Raw genomic sequence first — 17,884 nt, 5'->3', positions numbered from 1 at the left:
GACCACCTCACCGACGACGACCACCGCCGGCGGCTCCAGCCCGGAGACAGCGACGGCCTCGGTCGCCTCCCCGAGCGTCGTTTCCAGCACCTGTTGCCGGCCAGTGGCCGCATTGCAGACGAAGGCGACGGGTTCCGACGCCAGCCGTCCCGCGGCGATCAGCCGGGCGCTGATCTCGGCGATATGCTTCATCGCCATGTACATAACGATGACGGGCGAGCCCTGGCCTATCGCCTCCCAGTTGATCCTGTCGGGCACGATGCCGGACGAATCATGGCCGGTGAGGAAGGTCACGGCATGGTTGATGTCGCGATGCGTCACCGGGATGCCGGCATAGGCGAGCCCGCCGATACCGGCGGTGATGCCGGGCACGATGCGGAAGGGGATGTTGTGCTCGACGAGCGTCAGCGCCTCTTCGCCGCCGCGACCGAAGACGAAGGGATCGCCGCCCTTCAGCCGCAGCACTCGCTTGCCGGCGCGCGCAAGCTCCACCAGCCGCAGCGAGATGTCGCGCTGCTTCGCCGAAGGCTTGCCGCCGCGTTTACCGGCATATTCCACAAGCGTTTCCGGCCGCGCCAGCGCCAGGCATTCCTCGTTGACCAAAGCGTCGTGCACGATGACGTCGGCCTCGGAAAGCCCCTTGGCGGCGAGCAGCGTCAAAAGCCCGGGATCGCCGGGACCGGCGCCGACGAGCCAGACGCTGCCCGGCTCAAGCGCCGGAAGATTGGAGAATGCGGCATCGATCATCCTGCTGATCTAGGCCCCGCAAAGGGCAAGGTCAACGCCGCGCCCATCGCCTCACTTGAAGTTGCTGAGATGATCATGAATCACTTTGTGAAGCGTCGGATTCAAATCCTCGGAGAACCCGCACAACGCAATGAATATATTACAATATATCCCGAAGGCCGGCCGCGATACTGCCGGCCCTCAAGCGTGTCAGGCTGCAAGCAGCGTACTACGGATGAGGTCCAGGACCCTTTCCGACTCGATGCCTGTGCAGACGATCTGGCTCGGCAAGCCATCCCAAGCGCCATCAGGCGGAAAACGCCGCCCATCTGGCCTGACGATCGTCTGGCCATCGGCGATGCCGCCGCAGACGACACGCACGGCACCCGATATTGACGAGAACAGCTCCGGCACCACGACATAGACGCAGGCGCAGCTGTCATGCACCATCATGCCGTCTTCAACCGCGTGCTTGTAGAAATCGATGTAGGACTGCGAGAGTGCGTCGAGCTGCTTGACCGCCTTGTCGCCCCTAGCCGCCATATCGCCGAGATAGCTGCGGCTCATCGTGGTGATCGCGGTGACGTCGAGGCCAATGACGGCCACCTTCCAGGGCGCGGTCATGACGATGTCGGCAGCCTCAGGATCACCGTGGATATTGGCCTCGGCGACGGGCGAGACATTTCCCGGCACATAGAAATTGCCGCCCATGATGACGACGTCCTTGGCCAGCGTCGCAATCTCGGGATCTTCCTTCAGCGCCAGCGCCAGATTGGTCATACGGCCAACGGCGACGAGTCGCACTTCGCCCGGGTGGGCGCGCACCGTGTCGATGATAAAACGATGCGCCGGGCGCGGATCGAGCGGCAGGTCGATCGTCTCGGGCACGTCGATATCACCGAGGCCGTTCTCGCCATGCACCATGGCCGGCCATGGCCGCTCCGTGCGCGAGGAATCGATAGTGACGCTGGCGCCTTTGGAAACGGGTGCCGGTATATTCCATTCACGCTTGAGGAAGAGCGCATTGCGCGTCGTCGTCTCGACCGAGGCGTTGCCGAAGACCGTGGTGATGCCGAGAAGGTCGATTTCGGGATGGCGATGCAGGAAGAGAAGCGCCATGGCGTCGTCGACGCCAGGGTCGGTGTCATAGATGACCTTGTGCATGAGATATCCTCTAGATGTGAACCGTGAAGCTGCCGGACGGCGCCGCGAATTGGCGCCAACATAACGCCCACTAGGCTTTCTGCAACCCGCTGCGGGCAACTGCCGCCGTCGCATGCGCAGATTTGATCTTGGCGACAGCAAGCTCGGCATCCGGCCCCGCAGCCACCAGCGCAGCTGCCTCGGCGACCCCATGGCAGCCGACACGGGCAAAGACGACCGCAGAGGGATTCGCGAGCCGCGGCGTCTCCTCCTCCAGCCGCAGCGCATCGAAGAAGACGCCAGGCACGGAAAAATGCGCAGCAACCGCAAGGATCGCCGGCTCCAGTCTTCGGCTGTCGATCGAGGCGATGGTTGCGAGTTCCGCCGCGCCGATACCGGCTACGTCGAGCGCCTCGATCGCAAGCGCCAGCACCTCGGCAGGCGACGTCCCGCGCTCGCAGCCGAGGCCGAGCACGTGGTGCCTCGCCGTATCGAAAGAGAGATCGCTCATGGAAACCGTCGAATGCGCCCTGCCCGTGTCGTTGCAGCCATTGCAGCTTGGCGCGGCAAATGCAACAAGGCCGTCTGAAGTCCCTCCCCCGGAATACCACCTTGCCCGATATCGCTTTCCATCTGCTTCCGCTGCTCTGCGCGGCGGCCTTTTTTGCCGGTTTCGTCGATTCCATTGCCGGCGGCGGTGGCCTCATCACCGTTCCCGTCATGCTGATCGTAGGTATTCCACCGCTCCAGGCCCTCGGCACCAACAAGGTGCAGTCTCTCTTCGGCGCCGCCTCGGCCACGATCGCCTATGCCCGTAGGGGCCATGTGCAGCTTGCCGAACAACTTCCGATGGCGCTGATGGCCATCATGGGCGGCGCGCTCGGCGCGGCACTCGCGACGATCGTTCCAGGCCAGGTGCTGCAGGCCATCATGCCGGTACTCCTGGTGGCGATCGCCGTCTTCTTCGCCGTCAAGCCGAACCTCAACGACCTCGACACCCACCGCCGCATGACTCCCTTCGCCTTCGGTCTGACGTGGTACCTGTCATCGGCTTCTATGACGGCGTCTTCGGCCCCGGCACGGGCTCCTTCTTCATGCTGGCCTTCGTCACGCTCGCCGGCTTCGGCATGCTGAAGGCGACGGCCCACACCAAGCTGCTCAATCTCGGCTCGAATTTCGGCGCGCTAATCGTCTTCGCAAGCTTCGGCGCGATACTCTGGAAGATCGGCCTGTTGATGGGTGTCTGCCAATTCCTCGGCGCGCAGCTGGGCTCGCGGCTTGCCATACGCATCGGCGCAAAGCTCATCAAGCCGCTGCTTGTGATCGTCTGCGTCGCCCTTGCGGTAAAGCTGCTCGCCGGCCCGGCAAATCCGCTGCGCCTGTGGCTCGGCGTCTGACCCAAACCCTCGACCATCTTCCATTACCTCTGGCGTAATTGATAAGGTGCACCGCCTTCCCGCATGATCGGGCTGCCTGGAACTGATGGGCGATCAGAAGGAGATGACCCGATGAACGAAGCAAACACCAACGCAGAGCGCTATCTCGCCATCTGGAATGAGACGGATGCCGCTCGCCGCCGCGCTCTCATCGCCGAGAGCTGGAGCGAAGCCGCAACCTATATCGACCCACTGATGCGCGGCGAGGGCCATGAGCAGATCAATTCGCTGGTCGAGGCCGTGCAAAGCCGCTTCCCCGGCTTCCGCTTCGCCCTGATCGGGGCGGCCGACGGCTACGGCGACAACCTGCGCTTCTCCTGGGGCCTCGGCCCGGAAAATGGCGAAGCGCTGATAAAGGGCACGGATTTCGCTGAACTCCAAGGCGGCAAGCTGAAATCCGTTCGCGGGTTCATAGATTTGCTGCCGGAAGCCGCCTGATGACGCCGACCGCCCGCTCGCTTGGAGACCATTTGCGCGAATGGCGCCAACGTCGCCGCATGAGCCAGCTCGACCTCGCGCTGGAGGCGGAGATCTCGCAGCGCCATCTGAGCTTCATCGAGAGCGGGCGCTCGACACCGAGCCGCGACATGCTGCTGCATCTTGCCGAACGGCTCGACGTGCCCCTTCGCGATCGGAACCCGCTGCTGCTCGCGGCGGGTTTCGCTCCTGTTTTTGCCGAACGCGCGCTCGACGATCCCGCAATGGAACCGGCCCGTCTCGCCATCGACATAGTGCTGAAAGGGCACGAGCCCTTCCCAGCAATCGCCGTCGACCGCCATTGGACACTCATCGCGGCCAATGCGGCCATCGCTCCGCTGCTCTCAGCCGTTGCTGACCAGTCTCTGCTCACGGCACCCGTCAACGTGCTGCGCCTCAGCCTGCATCCACAAGGATTGGCGCCCCATATCAAAAACCTTTCCGAGTGGCGCGCCCACCTTATCGGCAGGCTGCGCCAACAGTTCTCGGCTTCGGGCGATCCAATGTTGGACAAGCTTTTGAAGGAGTTGTTGTCCTATCCAGCGCCTAAAACTGCTGGCGAGGTCCATACCGACTATGCCGGAATCGTCGTTCCCCTTCAGCTTTGGACCAAGGCTGGCTTGCTTTCCCTGATCTCGACAACAACGATCTTCGGCACGCCCGTCGACATCACTTTGTCGGAACTCGCGGTCGAATCTTTCTTTCCGGCGGATGAGGAAACGGCTGCCATCCTGCGCAGCCTCGCGCTCAACTGACCGTCTCAGAACTCCACGCCCGGCTGGCCCTTGATGCCGGAGCGGAAGGGGTGCTTGACGAGTTCCATCTCGGTCACCAGATCGGCGATCTCGATCAATTCCTCCTTGGCGTTCCGGCCGGTCAGCACGACATGCGTCATGGCGGGCTTCTCGCTCGTCAGGAAGGCGACGACGTCGTTGATGTCGAGATAATCGTAGCGCAGCGCGATGTTGATCTCGTCGAGCAGCACCATGGAGTTGCTTTCGTCGCGGATCAGTTCCTTGGCCTTTTCCCAGGCGGCCGCGGCTGCGGCGACGTCGCGGGCGCGGTCCTGCGTTTCCCAGGTGAAACCCTCGCCCATCGTGTGGAACTGGCAGAGATCGGAGAAATGCTTCTCGATCAGGTCGCGTTCGCCGGTCCACATCGCGCCCTTGATGAACTGCACGACGGCCGACGGCTTGCCGTGGGCGATATGGCGGAAGATCATCCCGAAGGCGGCTGATGACTTACCCTTGCCTTTGCCGGTATGGACGATGATCAGGCCCTTGCCGTCGGTCTTGGTCGCCATGATTTTGTCGCGCGCGGCCTTCTTCTTCGCCATCTTCTCGGCGTGGCGGGCGTCGTCCTTGCCGCTCCCGGCTTCTCCGATCTCGCTGTTCGTGGTCTCGTCGCTCATTGGTTCACCTCATTCTGTTGTCTGGCGGCCAGGTCGAACCGGGCCGAATTGCTGCGCGGCGTCCAGAGACTGTGGTCGATTGCTTCAAGCAGCCGCTCCTTCATCTCGTTATATGCAGCCGGATTCTTCTCGATCATGAAATCGCGCACGCCGGCATCGGCGACGAAGGCCTGATAAACGGCCTCGAAATGATGCGCGCCGACCGCACCCGTCGTCGCCGAAAAAGCGAAGAGATAGTCGACGGTGGCGGCAATCTCTGCCGCTCCCTTGTAGCCATGGCGCATGACGCCTGCGATCCATTTCGGATTGACGACGCGCCCGCGCACGACGCGGCCGATCTCCTCTTCCAGCGAGCGGATCACCGGCTTTTCCGGCCTGGAATGGTCGTTGTGATAGATCGAAGGACGCGCACCAGTGAGCTGCTCGGCGGCGGCGGCCATGCCACCCTCGAACTGGTAATAGTCGTCGCTGTCGAGCAGGTCGTGCTCGCGATTGTCCTGGTTCTGGATCACAGCCTGCACCGAGCGCAGCCGCTCCTCGAACAGGCTGCGTTCGACCCTGCCCTCCTCCCCGGCGCCATAGGCATAGCTGCCCCAAACGAGATAGGCCTCGGCGAGATCGGCGCGCCGCTCCCAGCCCTTTTCATCGATCAGCGCCTGCAGGCCGGCGCCATAGGCGCCGGGCTTCGAGCCGAAGACGCGGTAACCCGCCCGGCGCTTTGCCGAGACTTCGTCCAGACCGGCGGCGCCAAGCCTTGCCGCCTCGCCGCGCATGCGCGTTGCGATCGGATTGTCGGCCTCGTCCTCTTCAAGCGCGCCGACGGCACGGATTGCCTTGTCGAACAGCGCGATCTGCTCGGGAAAAGCATCGCGGAAGAAGCCGGAAATCCGGAGCGTCACGTCAACGCGCGGCCGCCCGAGCATCGCCGGCGGAATGATCTCGTAGCCGGTGACGCGGCGCGAGCTCATGTCCCAGAGCGGCTTGACGCCGATCAGCGCCAGCGCCTGGGCGATATCGTCACCGCCGGTGCGCATGTTTGACGTGCCCCAGGCCGTCAACCCAAAGGAGACAGGCCACTCGCCATGATCCTGCACATAGCGGCGCACCAGCAGTTCCGCCGATTTTTTGCCGAGCTCGTAGGCGGCCGGCGTCGGCACGGCGCGGCTGTCGACCGAATAGAAATTGCGGCCGGTGGGCAGCACATCGGGCCGCCCGCGTGTTGGTGCCCCGGAGGGTCCGGGCGCCACGAACCGGCCGTCGAGCCCTTTTAGCAAACCTTCGATCTCGGCCGGGCCACAGGCGAGGATGGAGGGTTTGAGGCGGATCTCGATCTCGGAGAGCACCGCCCGTGTCGCCTTCCAGTCCTCGGGGCATTTGCTCTCGCCGGAAACGAACTTCGCCGAGAGTAGTTCGATGCGCTCGACAGTGTCTCCGTTGGTTCGCCATGGGGCATCGAGAACATCTGCGAGGATATCAGGACGTGGACCGGCCCAAACGGCAGCCATGTCGGTGTCGAGAGGGTCGAAGGAGGAGGCACCCCGCACGCCGCCGCCCAATCCCGCATCCGCCGCGATCGCCCGCTGCAAACTCGCATCACCGCCCTCGCCCAGCCCGCGCGGCACCCGCGCCAGCGCCACGGTCAGGTCAGTCAAGAGCCGTCCTTCAGGCGAGACCCCGAACACATGCAGTCCATCGCGGATCTGCATCTCCTTGAGGTCGCAGAGATAGGCGTCGAGCTTCTTCAGCGCCTCGCCCTCGCTTTCGCCGCTCGCGATACCGGCATCACGGTCGAGGCCGATATCGGCAACGAGCTCGAGGATCTGGCGGCTGAGCAGCCGGATACGGCGGGGATCGCCGCCCGACGCCTCGTAATATTCGTCGACCAGCGCCTCCAGATCCTTCAGCGGCCCGTAGCTTTCGGCTCGCGTCAACGGCGGCGTCAGATGATCGATGATGACGGCCGCACTTCGGCGCTTGGCTTGCGTGCCCTCGCCCGGATCGTTGACGATGAAGGGATAGAGATGCGGCAGCGGCCCGAGGATCGCCTCGGGATAACAGCTTTCTGACAGCGCCAGCGCCTTGCCCGGCAGCCATTCGAGATTGCCGTGCTTGCCCATATGTATGACGGCATGCGCGCCGAACTCGCGGCGCAGGAAAGCGTAGAAGGCGAGATAACCGTGCGGCGGCACGAGATCCGGCGAATGATAACTCTCTTTCGGATCGATATTATAGCCGCGTGCTGGCTGGATGCCGACGAGCACCTCGCCGAAGCGCGCAAAAGGCAGGGCGAAGACGCTTTCGCGAAAATACGGATCATCTTCGGGATCGCCCCAGCGGGCTCTCACCTCATCCTGAATCTTACTGGGAAGCGATTCCAGGAAGCTGTTGTACAGACTCAGGGAAAGCGTCTCGCGGATGATCTTTCCGTCGGAACCGGAATTGGTCGGTCCTTCCATCAGGTGGCGGATCAGCGCATCGCCGTCGGCGGGAATCTCGGCGACCAGATAACCCGCCGATCGCATGGCGCGAAGCACCTCGACGGTGCCGGCCGGCGTATCCAAGCCGACGCCGTTTCCGAGCCGGCCGTCGCGGTTCGGATAGTTCGCCATGACGAGCGCGATGCGCCGGTCGCCGGCGAAAGTCTTCCGCAGCCGCGCCCAATTGGCGGCAAGCTCAGCCGTATAGCGCACCCGGCCGGCATCGGCCTGGCTGGCGACGATGTTCGTCTCGACCAGCGCATCGTAGCGCGCCGCCGTCTTGAAGGAGACCGCCCGCGCCAGCACCCGGCCATCGACTTCAGGCAGTGCCACGTTCATGCCGAGATCGCGCGCCGACAAGCCCTGCGGAGAAGCCGCCCATGCCTCCTTCGACGAGGCCGACAGGATCGCCTGCAGCACGATCGCCTCATTCGCTTCCAGCACCGTCGGCTGCCGGTCCGCACCCGGTGCCGAGACCGCAAAGCCCGTCGTGTTGATGACAACGTCGGGTTTCAGCGCCGAAAACACGCTTTCGAGAATGCCGGTGGAGATGGGATCCTTGAGGCTATAGGCAAAGACCGGCAGCGGCCGGAGGCCGAGTGCGGCCAGCGCCTCGACAAGCGCTTCGATCGGCCCGGTCTCGCCGCTCTGCACCAGGGCGCGGTAGAAGCTGATGGCGACTGTAGGGGATTCAAATCCCTCCTCCGCTACCATCCCCGCACCCGAAGACATATCTAAAACGACCCGCCGCCACTCCTCGACCCCGATCAACCCCCGCCCCGGCCACCAAATACCTGCCTTCATCAAAGGCACAGCCGGTGCCGGCTTATCTGTGCCCGACAGCATCGCCCCGGCATAATCGAGAAACGCCCGCGCATTAGCATCGCCGCCCTCGATCAGATAGGCCCAGAGCGCGTTGAGATCGTCGAGATCAACATTGGAGAAAGGAACCAGCCCCGCATCTGGCCTGGCATCACCCGGCAAGACCGCAATCAGTGCACCGGCGCGAGCCGCAGCCGCATGCAGCGCTTCCAGCGCATAGTGGAAATAGCTGGCGCCGCCGAGCGCACGCACGATGATCAGCTTCGCATGCCGCGCGGTGCGCTCGACATAGGTATCGACCGACATCGGATGCTTGAGGCTCATCAGACTGGCGAGCCTCAGCGAAGGTGCTGTCCGGCGATCGCGATGGGCGGCTGCGATCGCGGCAAGCTCGCTGTCGGCCGCCGACAGGAACAGGATATCGCCCGGCGTCTGCCCAAGGTCGATTGCCTCCTCGCCGTCGCTGATCGTTCCCTGCTGGGCCAGAAGCAGATGCATCGGTCTATGCCAGCGCTTCGATCGCCGCCCTCACCGCGTCCTGGTCCATTTCGTGCAGGCCAATGACAACGAGGCGTGTGCCGCGCTTTTCTCCGGCTGCCCAGGCGCGGTCGAAATAATGGTCGATGCGGCTGCCGACGGCCTGGAGCTGCAAACGCATCGGCTTGCCTGAAACGTCGACGAAACCCTTGAGACGCAGCACGTCATGGGCTGATATGATGTCCTTCAGCGCTTCGACGAAACCGGCGGGATCGGCAATGGCTCCGAGATCGACGACAAAGCTGTCGAATTCGTCGTGATCGTGCGGCGCGCCATCCTCATGCTCCAGCTCGTGATGCGACTTGCGATTGGCGACATCGTCCTCCGTGCCGATGCCAAGGCCGAGCAAGATGCCGGCTGACACCTCGCCATTTCTCGCCTCGATCATCACGGGCTTGCGCACCGTGCGGGAGGCGACCTCGTCGCGCACCCTGATAAGGCCCGCGGCGTCGATCAAGTCGGTCTTGTTGAGCACGATGAGGTCGGCGCAGGTGAGCTGGTCCTCGAACAGCTCCTCGATCGGGCTTTCGTGATCGAGCGATTCATCCTCGGCACGGCGCGCATCGACGGCATCATGGTCGTCGGCGAAACGGCCGGCGGCAACGGCAGCACTATCGACCACCGTGATGACACCGTCGACGGTCACCTGGGTGCGAATGTCGGGCCAGTTGAAGGCGGCGACCAGCGGCTGCGGCAAAGCAAGGCCCGAGGTTTCGATGACGATATGGTCGGGCCGCTGTTCGCGTTCGAGCAGCTTCGTCATCGTCGGGATGAAGTCGTCCGCGACCGTGCAGCAGATGCAGCCATTGGTGAGCTCGATAATGTCGTCCTCAGTGCAATTCTCCGCACCGCAGCCCTTCAGCACGTCGCCGTCGACGCCGAGATCGCCGAATTCGTTGATAATCAGCGCAATCTTCTTGCCGCCGGCATTGGTCAGCAGGTTGCGGATCATCGTCGTTTTGCCGGCACCGAGGAAGCCGGTGATGACGGTTGCGGGAATCTTCTGCTGGTTCATGGACTTAACCCTTCATTTTCAGCGGCAGGCCTGCCGCGATGAAATAGACTTCGGCGGCCTTCGCCGCGATCGATTGGTGCAGCCGGCCGGCATGATCGCGAAAATCCCGCGCCATGCGATTATCCGGCACGATGCCGAGACCGACCTCGTTGGAAACGAAAACGAGCCGCGCCTTCGCGGCGGGCAGGAAATCGGCAAGTGCGGCAAATTCCACCGCCATCTCACGCTCCTCGATCATCAGATTGGTGACCCAGAGCGTCAGGCAATCGATCAGCACGATGCGCCCTTCGCCATCGATGTCGGTAAGCTTGCCGACAAGATCGAGCGGCTCCTCATGCGTCGTCCAGGACGGACCGCGATCGGCCTTGTGTTGCGTTATGCGCGCCTGCATCTCCTCGTCCCAGGCCCGCCCGGTGGCAAGGTAGTGGCGATCCAGATCGGTCGCGGTGACGAGGGATTCGGCGAACCTGGACTTGCCGGAGCGCGCGCCGCCGAGGATGAAGACAGTGTTGGAGGGGGCAGCCGTCATGCCGGCGTTGCCTTCTGAATAGATGCCGCGCAAGCCGCTACGGAAGACGCCGGCGGCTGTAAGGCCCCGCCAAATCGCGCCGCACCAGGCTGCGCTGAATTCAATCGTTCAGCCAAGACAACCTCCGTGCTGGCAACGGGCATAGTGCCCAGGTGTGGGCTTCGCGCCCGGCACGCATGGCAGGTCTCCTGGCTCGCGGTTATCGGCCGCGATCGGGGCAGACCGGAAACCGGTCGCCCTGATCGTGCCAGCGGATCATCCTCGCCTTCCCGGCTGCATCAGTGAAAAGGTGGACGATTCGTAGACTTGAGAGGCGTCCGACCCCGGTTGATCACCATGCATATCCAGTGGCTTTTCCGGCATGCCGCCCGTCCCGCCCGCCTGCACGATTGCAGGCTGCCGGCAGAAAGGGCTTAACGCCGGATGGAAGACCCTGACCGCTCTACAGTCGCGGGGTCGGCTGTGATGAAGGCGCCCGGCTTGGGTCCGCCGCGTCACATTCCCTTTTCATCCGGAAGGGCGTAACACCGATCCGGAACCATCCGTTATGTCGGGATGGTCGGGCGACCATCCGTTGAGGGATGGTTAGGCAAGCTCAGAGGTGAAGTCAACCGGCCTTGGCGACCGGGCAATGGCCGGCCAGAGGAAGCAACTCCGCCAACACGACTTACTCTACCTAAAATATCGTCATTTATCAGAGACTTACGTCATAAAAATTTGTCCCAGCCGCCGGCTTTTCGCCGCAATTGCGTCGCAAGCGGACTGCGCGACCATCTCCGCCCTTGACCGGGCCTCTCCCCGCCTAGTTGTCTAGCCATGCTTATGAAATTGGATCGGCGCCGTTTTCGTGCGCTGCGTGTTTTCTTCGATCCGGGACGCCTGCGGGCGCTGACCCGCCGTAGCGAGGTCGGTCTGTCGCTGGCGGGCGCCGTCGTCGGCATCATCTCGGGTCTCGCCGTCACCGGCATGAGTTACGTCTCCAACGAGCTGCATCAGCTGGTCTTCGGCATATCAGACAGCGAGCGGCTGAGCTCGTCCGAGATCGAGAACAAGATGCTGCTGCTCACTGCCCCCGTCATTGGCGGCGCCCTGCTCGGCCTGTTGCTCCTAGTGCTGGCGAAACGACGCAAGAAGCCGATGGTCGACCCGATCGAGGCCAATGCGCTGCATGGCGGCCGCCTGTCCTTGACCGACAGCATCATCGTTGCCGTGCAGAACCTGATCTCCAACGGTTTCGGCGCCTCCGTCGGCCTGGAGGCCGGCTATACCCAGCTTGCCGCCGGCCTCGCCTCCAAATTCGGCCTGAAGCTGCAGCTTCGCCGCTCGGACCTGCGCACCCTCGTTGGCTGCGGCGCGGCGGGCGCCATCGCCGCCGCCTTCAACGCGCCGCTGACCGGCGCTTTCTATGCCTTCGAGCTGATCATCGGCACCTATACGATCGTGTCGCTGACGCCTGTCGTCGTCTCCGCCCTTGTCTCCACCCTGATCGCAAGGCTGCTTGCCGGCAGCGATTTCACCATCGATATCGGCAGCTTCGGCTCGGTCGTGCCAGCCGATTATATCCCGGCACTGCTGCTCGGTGCTTTCTGCGCCGGTGTCGGCATCCTGATCATGCAGGGCGTCGCCTTTGTCGAAGAGCTGGCGCGCAAGAGCTCGATCGCCCCACCCTTCCGCCCGGCACTCGGCGGCATCATCGTCGGGCTGTTGGCGATGATCTCACCGCAGGTGCTCTCGGCCGGCCACGGCGCCTTGCATCTCAACCTTTCCCGTGAGGTGGCGATCCCGACGCTGATCGGCCTCTTCCTCTTGAAATCCTTCGCCTCGGCGATCTCGATCGGCTCCGGCTTCAGGGGTGGGCTGTTCTTCGCCTCGCTGTTCATGGGCGCCCTGCTCGGCAAGCTCTTCGCCTATTGCGGCCCCTATTTCGCCGATGCGACGCTGACGCCCGTCATCTATGCCGTGGTCGGCATGAGTTCGCTCGCCGTCGCCGTCATCGGCGGGCCGCTGACCATGACGTTCCTGGCGCTCGAAATCACCGGCGATTTCCCGATTACGGCACTGGTGCTCGCCGCCGTCATCACCTCCTCGCTCGTCGTCCGCTCGACCTTCGGTTACTCCTTCGCCACATGGCGCTTTCATCTTCGCGGCGAAAGCATCCGCAGCGCCCATGATGTCGGCTGGATCCGCAATCTGACGGTCGACAAGCTGATGCGCGCCGATGTCAAGACGGCAAGGGCGGGCATCTCTCTGGAGGAATTCAAGCAGGCCTTCCCGATCGGCTCGACCCAGCGCGTCATCCTCGTCGAGGAGAGCGACAAATATGCGGGCCTCGTGCTGGTGCCGGAGATCTACGCCAACCCGACCGACGCCCAGGACGAGGGCAAGACGCTTGCCGATTTCATCCACTACCGCAACGATTTCCTGCAGCCGCAGATGAATGCCAGGCAAGCGGCGGCGATCTTCGACAAGAGCGAAAGCGAAGCACTCGCCGTCGTCAACAACCTGATCGAACGCAAGGTGATCGGCCAGCTCAGCGAAAGCTATACGCTGCGCCGCTACAGCGAAGAACTCGACCGCCGCCGCCGCGAGGTCTCAGGCGAGATCTGAGCGTCGTCGCGCCGATCGGATCGACGCTTCAGGATACGGCGTCGGCGAGCTTGAACACGTCGGCCCGCTTCGAAACACCGCGCAGCTCGAACGATCCTAGATACTCGCAGGCCACGGCGCAGGTGGCCGCGAAGCTCTCCGACATCAGCAGGTGTTGTTCAAGCGTGCCGCAGAGCTTTTCGAGCCGCGAGGCCTCGTTGACGGCCCTGCCGATCACCGTGAAATCGAGCCTGCCACGGGCGCCGACGTTCCCGTAGAAAACCTCGCCGAGATGCAGGACGACATCGACGCCGATATCGGGGCCGCCGTTTTTCGTCCGCTCACGGTTCAGCGCCTCGTTTGCTTTCAGCAGATTCTTCGTAGAAGCCAGCGCGGCCATGCAGGCCTTCTGCGGATCCTCGGCGTCGGTCGGAAAGATCGCAAGCACGCTGTCGCCCATGAACTTGAGGATCTCGCCGGAATTTTCCTCGACATGCCGGTCGATCAGCTCGAAATGTTCGTTCAGAAACCCGACGATCTCGCTGGGTTGATAGACCTCGGTCAAGGCCGTGAAATTTCTGAGGTCCGCAATCAGGATCGCCGCATTGATGGAGCCGCCGGTTCCCCTCTGGGTCTCCCCGGCCAGAATGCGCGCGCTCGTCCTGGCGCCGGTATAGACCGCGAGGATGTCGGTGGCGGTTTTCGATGCCGCCACACGGTAAGCCGCCAGACCCAGCGCCGGGACAAGCGCTTTGACGATCGCCAGCTGATCATCGGAAAATCCGCCCGGCGCATCGCTGGTCAGGGAGAAACCAAGCCCGCGCAACGCGACCTCCTTCGGAAATTCGCAAAGGCTGACCAGATGGTCCGTGCCGCCGGCAAGCGCAAATTCCGCGAGCTGCGGATAGTCAAGCCCCTCACCCCTGGCCAATATCCAGCGCCCTGTTCTCTCGCCGCGGTTCAGCAGGTAAAATATCGGTGTTTTCTCGAAGTTGCGCTCTTCTACGCTGCCATGCGCTGCATTTTCGAGAACGGTTGCACCGCCCCGCACGAAATTGGCCGAGACGCCGCGATACATGGGATGAAGGGATGGCATGGTAATGCTGGCCCGCCAGATCGGAATGCCATCTGCGATCAGCCGGTCGCACAGGCCGGCGACGAGATCGCCAATATGCTCGCTGGTGAGTCCCTGCTCTATAAGCCACTGAATATGATCGTTAATTTTCGAACCTCCGCATGGGACCGGGAACCGGGAATGACCGTTTTCGCCACCAAAGCCCGGCAACACGAACCGCAGATACGCGCTGAAAGAGCGATATCACGCATCTCATTCCTTAGCCTGCTTCACGTCGCTATACCACTCCTGGGCGAATGGAAGTGATAGGGAATCCAATGATGACAACAAGGAGCGCCGGCGCTTTTCCTCAACCGTTCGGCTTCACTTCGATATGTAAAGGGCTGCTCGGTTAGCGGAATCTGTTCCAGTCTCCGTCCCGCGAGGCGACGAACGGGATCTCGCCTCTCGACACCGCAATGTCCTTCAGCATGTGGTCCGACAACGCCCCAAGCCGATTTTCCACCGATCGCCGTCGTCGCCACAGCATGAGGCTACGAGCCGGAGAAAACAGCAGCAGCACCGCTTTGCGCAGTCGCAGTTCGAACCCGCCTGACAAGAGCTTCTCGTTCATGATCGTCCCCATGGAATCGTGCGCCGATCACAAAGATCGGTGCGCCCTGCGAGCCGGTCGGCGCCTCGTCCGCCGGCCGGCTCCCGCGCCCAGCGCAGACCTCGGAATCGAGATCGGTTTGGTGAAAGGGTTATGCGTGGATTGAAAAGCGACAGAGCGTGGTTGGCGCGCCCTATCGAACGCGGTCTTAACGCGCGGCCGAATGAGGGCCGATGAGCGTGGTGATCTCCGTCACGCGGTCCGCCGGAAAGCCACCCTTTTCCGCGTGCCGATAGACCGCATCGGCGCTCTCGGCCTCATGAACGCAGTACATCTTGTCCCCGGTCACATAGCTGGTGATCCAGGTATAGGGTTCGCCGAGGGAGGCCACGACGGCGTTGGATTTCGCCGAGATCTCTCGCAGGGTTTCCTTGTCCATGTCCCCGAGACCTGGAATGTTTCGTTCGACAACGAATTGCGGCATTGTTTTATCCTTCCATGATGTTTTGAGTGACGCAGCGCTTCATCAACCGTGCGCATGCCGGCAGCTGACGTCCGGGTTCATGTCGGCGAACGGTCCCTTCGGATTGTTCTTCCATGCCCAGACGTGCAGCTCGTAGAAAGCCGGAAGGCCGTAGCGGTTCGGTGCGTTCGTGAAACTGAACAGCTGGCCGCCGAGATTGGCGGGACCTTTTGTCGTGATGTATTCGACAGCGACGAGTTTCATCTTGCCGTGTTCGTCAGGCTCGTACATCACAGCCTCCGGCTTGGAGAGATCAATGGCCTCATCCTTGATGAGGTCGGCACTGACATAGTGGATACCCATCGCACCTCCATCTATGCCGCTGGTGCATGGGATCGGCGAATAGCCTTCCTTGACGGCCTGGTTGACGTCCCGGAGGCGCGCATTGGCCTCCCGAACCAGTTCCGGCAGGCCGCCGCCGCCGAGCGCTGCAGCCGGAAGAACTGCCATAATGAGAAGCGCCGCGATTAGCGCTTTTGTCACTTTCATGAAGATTGCCCTCCAATTTCTGGTTGTCCAAGCCGATTGGATTCCGGCCGGCATTGCGTTGTAAAAAATCCGCGCGATGAAACATCTCCCGCGTGGGGGATGAAATCTTCCGCAAATCCCGGAAATGAAGGCGCCATGGCCGGCGACAATTGACCGCGCTGGCCGGGCTGATGCAGGATTGTGATCATGGAACAGCAGCTGTCGGAAATTATTGGCGCTATTTATGATTGCGTGGCCCGGGAGGATGCCTGGCCAAACGCTCTTCGTCTGATCAATGGCCAGGTCAATGGTTTTCTAACCACGCTTGCCGTCTTCGACACGACCACGCGTTCCGCACGTCTGGCCCAGATCGCCTGCGACGACGGAGAGGCCATCCGCACCCTCGTCGCGCATGCGAAGGACGTCCCGTTCTTCCACCTTCTTCACCGAATGGAGATCGATCAGCCGGATACGCTGGAACGGATGTTTTCCCTCTATGGACCCGATGGCGAAGCCGTCTGGAAGAGCGGTGCGCTATACCAGAACTTTCATGCCAGGTATGGGGTTCTAAACTCGATCGACATGGCCGTACTGAAGCGCCCGACCCGTGTCGGGACGATCAACATTTCGGTGCAATACGAACCGAACGAACGACGCGTCTTCGACATCGTCGGGCTGCTCGGCCCGCATATCCGCCGTGCCGTGACGATCCACGATATGTTCGAGATGGAGCGCGCCGAAGCCGCCGTCCTCAGGGAGGTCATCGACGCTCTCGACCATGCGGTCTTCATCGTCGCCGAAGACATGACGATCCTCTTCGCCAATGATGCCGCCGAAGCACGGCTGCGCGAGCAGCAGGTGGTCCACTCGCTTTCAGGTCGGCTGGCCGCTCGCTACAGTTATGCAGGCGCCGCCCTTTCCAACGCCGTGATGCTTGGCGCGCGTGACGAAATCAGTCTCGCAGCCGCTGGGATCGATGTTCCCCTTGCCTCGGCCGAGCGCCCCGCCGTCGCTCACGTTCTGCCGTTGCAGCGGCGCACCGAAAGGGGACGCTTCGAAAGCCGGGCGGCGGCGGCGATCTTTCTCGCCGCGGCTGGAACGGTGATCCAGTCGGCCGTCGAAGCCGTTGCTGCCCTTTTTGCTCTCACGCCTGCCGAACGGCGCGTGGTCGGCTACGTGTCCGAAGGCATGACGCGATCCGAGATCGCAAATGCACAGGGCGTTGCCGACGGTACCGTCAAATCGCAACTGGCCGCCATCTACGACAAGACGGGAGCGGAAGACCAGCGCAGCCTGCAGCAGCTCGTCCGCGAACTTAGCCCACCTGTCAGGCGCGCCTAAGAAGTCGACATTAAACTTCGGCCGACTGGCAGCAGACGCGAAAAAGCACGCCGGCGCCACGGCAGCTGCGGGCTCCGCTCACATCCTGACCGTCATGCCGCCGTCGACCGTCAGTACGTGGCCGTTGACAAAGGAAGCGGCGGCGCTTGCCAGAAAGAGCGCGGCGCCGGCGATCTCGTCCGGCCGTCCCCAGCGTTGAACCGGGATGCGCTGGCGCACGAAGGGCATCAATTCCTCGTTCGCAGCCATCGCCGCGTTCGTCTCGGTGGCAAACCAGCCGGGCGCAATTGCGTTGCTGGTGATGCCGTGCGGGCCGAATTCGACCGCCATGCCGCGCATCAGTCCGGTCAGTCCCTGCTTGGCTGCCGGATAGACGCAGTCGCCGGGCATTACGACATGGCCGCTGATCGAGGTCACCGCGATCAGGCGGCCGTGATTGCGTCGCTTCATCAACACGGCAGCGTCGCGCGAAAGCGTCATCGCCGCCGCAAGGTCGGTGCGCAGCAGCTCGATGATCGCATCATCGTCGAATTCGGCCAGCGGCCGCCTGTCGCGGGCGCCGACATTGTTGATCAAAATATCGAGACGACCATGGATCTTGTCGATATCGGCCATCGCAGCACGCTGTGCCTCGCGGTCGGCGACATCGAATGCGGCGGCCTCCGCCGTGCCGCCAGCGGCACGGATGGTCCTGCCGGCGCCTTCCAGCGTCGCCGCCCTGCGTCC

The 17,884-nt window shown here is 62.9% G+C and carries 16 protein-coding genes, 1 pseudogene and 1 riboswitch; of the genes and pseudogenes, 5 read left to right on the top strand and 12 right to left on the bottom strand.

Annotation, left to right across the window (positions count from 1 at the left end; genetic code table 11):
- From cobA to MOV76_RS32260, 3 genes are all read right to left on the bottom strand, one after another.
- A partial coding sequence (gene cobA / locus MOV76_RS32270) for a uroporphyrinogen-III C-methyltransferase (RefSeq protein WP_247266043.1) occupies positions 1-747 on the bottom strand: 747 nt, incomplete at its 3' end.
- A 189-nt stretch (positions 748-936) separates the two neighbouring features.
- Positions 937-1,890, bottom strand: a complete 954-nt coding sequence (locus MOV76_RS32265) for a nucleoside hydrolase (protein ID WP_247266042.1) — start codon at positions 1,888-1,890, stop codon at positions 937-939.
- A gap of 70 nt (positions 1,891-1,960) precedes the next feature.
- Positions 1,961-2,380 (bottom strand): cobalamin biosynthesis protein, encoded by a 420-nt coding sequence (locus tag MOV76_RS32260; RefSeq protein ID WP_247266041.1) that lies wholly within the window; start codon positions 2,378-2,380, stop codon positions 1,961-1,963.
- 101 nt (positions 2,381-2,481) lie between these two features.
- Between MOV76_RS32260 and MOV76_RS32255 the strand changes: the two are divergent.
- The 3 genes and pseudogenes from MOV76_RS32255 to MOV76_RS32245 all read left to right on the top strand — a co-directional run bounded on the left by MOV76_RS32255 (position 2,482) and on the right by MOV76_RS32245 (position 4,537).
- Positions 2,482-3,266, top strand: a pseudogene (locus MOV76_RS32255) (TSUP family transporter).
- 63 nt (positions 3,267-3,329) lie between these two features.
- Positions 3,330-3,743, top strand: coding sequence for a nuclear transport factor 2 family protein (locus MOV76_RS32250; RefSeq protein WP_171820906.1), 414 nt, complete (start codon positions 3,330-3,332; stop codon positions 3,741-3,743).
- Positions 3,743-4,537, top strand: a complete 795-nt coding sequence (locus tag MOV76_RS32245; RefSeq protein WP_047621440.1) for a helix-turn-helix domain-containing protein — start codon at positions 3,743-3,745, stop codon at positions 4,535-4,537. Before MOV76_RS32250 ends, MOV76_RS32245 begins: the two co-directional genes overlap by 1 nt.
- Positions 4,538-4,542: 5 nt before the next feature.
- Here the strand turns inward: MOV76_RS32245 and cobO are convergent, their stop codons facing one another.
- From cobO to cobU, 4 genes are read right to left on the bottom strand one after another with little or no spacing between them, the layout of a single operon-like run.
- Positions 4,543-5,193: a cob(I)yrinic acid a,c-diamide adenosyltransferase gene (gene cobO, locus MOV76_RS32240; protein WP_018242395.1), complete on the bottom strand. Its 651-nt coding sequence runs from the start codon at positions 5,191-5,193 to the stop codon at positions 4,543-4,545.
- Positions 5,190-8,990, bottom strand: a complete 3,801-nt coding sequence (cobN, locus tag MOV76_RS32235) for a cobaltochelatase subunit CobN (RefSeq protein ID WP_247266040.1) — start codon at positions 8,988-8,990, stop codon at positions 5,190-5,192. Before cobN ends, cobO begins: the two co-directional genes overlap by 4 nt.
- A 4-nt stretch (positions 8,991-8,994) precedes the next feature.
- Positions 8,995-10,044, bottom strand: a complete 1,050-nt coding sequence (cobW, locus tag MOV76_RS32230; protein WP_130652576.1) for a cobalamin biosynthesis protein CobW — start codon at positions 10,042-10,044, stop codon at positions 8,995-8,997.
- 4 nt (positions 10,045-10,048) lie between these two features.
- Positions 10,049-10,573, bottom strand: coding sequence for a bifunctional adenosylcobinamide kinase/adenosylcobinamide-phosphate guanylyltransferase (gene cobU, locus MOV76_RS32225; RefSeq protein WP_028733104.1), 525 nt, complete (start codon positions 10,571-10,573; stop codon positions 10,049-10,051).
- Positions 10,574-10,733: 160 nt separating this feature from the next.
- Positions 10,734-11,131: riboswitch (cobalamin riboswitch) on the bottom strand.
- 258 nt (positions 11,132-11,389) lie between these two features.
- On the opposite strand from cobU, the gene MOV76_RS32220 reads away from it, so the two are divergent.
- Positions 11,390-13,180 (top strand): chloride channel protein, encoded by a 1,791-nt coding sequence (locus MOV76_RS32220; RefSeq protein ID WP_018242399.1) that lies wholly within the window; start codon positions 11,390-11,392, stop codon positions 13,178-13,180.
- A 28-nt stretch (positions 13,181-13,208) separates the two neighbouring features.
- Here MOV76_RS32220 and MOV76_RS32215 read toward each other — a convergent pair whose 3' ends face one another.
- The 4 genes from MOV76_RS32215 to MOV76_RS32200 all read right to left on the bottom strand — a co-directional run bounded on the left by MOV76_RS32215 (position 13,209) and on the right by MOV76_RS32200 (position 15,838).
- Positions 13,209-14,255 (bottom strand): adenylate/guanylate cyclase domain-containing protein, encoded by a 1,047-nt coding sequence (locus MOV76_RS32215; RefSeq protein WP_245368759.1) that lies wholly within the window; start codon positions 14,253-14,255, stop codon positions 13,209-13,211.
- A 370-nt stretch (positions 14,256-14,625) separates the two neighbouring features.
- Positions 14,626-14,847, bottom strand: coding sequence for a DUF1127 domain-containing protein (locus tag MOV76_RS32210; protein WP_018447281.1), 222 nt, complete (start codon positions 14,845-14,847; stop codon positions 14,626-14,628).
- A gap of 187 nt (positions 14,848-15,034) precedes the next feature.
- The gene (locus MOV76_RS32205; protein WP_018242402.1) at positions 15,035-15,310 is read right to left on the bottom strand and encodes a DUF4242 domain-containing protein; all 276 of its coding nucleotides are present in this window, start codon (positions 15,308-15,310) and stop codon (positions 15,035-15,037) included.
- A 42-nt stretch (positions 15,311-15,352) separates the two neighbouring features.
- Positions 15,353-15,838 carry a hypothetical protein gene (locus MOV76_RS32200; RefSeq protein ID WP_115157400.1) on the bottom strand — a complete coding sequence of 162 codons (486 nt, stop codon included), beginning with the start codon at positions 15,836-15,838 and terminating at the stop codon, positions 15,353-15,355.
- A 186-nt stretch (positions 15,839-16,024) separates the two neighbouring features.
- Here MOV76_RS32200 and MOV76_RS32195 point away from each other — a divergent pair, with 186 nt between their 5' ends.
- Complete coding sequence (locus tag MOV76_RS32195) at positions 16,025-17,158, top strand: helix-turn-helix transcriptional regulator (protein ID WP_018447278.1); 1,134 nt, start codon at positions 16,025-16,027, stop codon at positions 17,156-17,158.
- A 78-nt stretch (positions 17,159-17,236) separates the two neighbouring features.
- On the opposite strand, the gene MOV76_RS32190 is transcribed toward MOV76_RS32195, so the two are convergent.
- On the bottom strand, positions 17,237-17,884 hold a 648-nt coding region (locus MOV76_RS32190), incomplete at its 5' end, for an SDR family oxidoreductase (RefSeq protein ID WP_247266039.1).

The sequence above is a fragment of the Rhizobium sp. PRIMUS64 genome (assembly GCF_023006465.1).
Taxonomy (GTDB): Bacteria; Pseudomonadota; Alphaproteobacteria; order Rhizobiales; family Rhizobiaceae; genus Rhizobium; species Rhizobium leguminosarum.
This window is presented reverse-complemented; position numbering and strand designations above follow the sequence as displayed.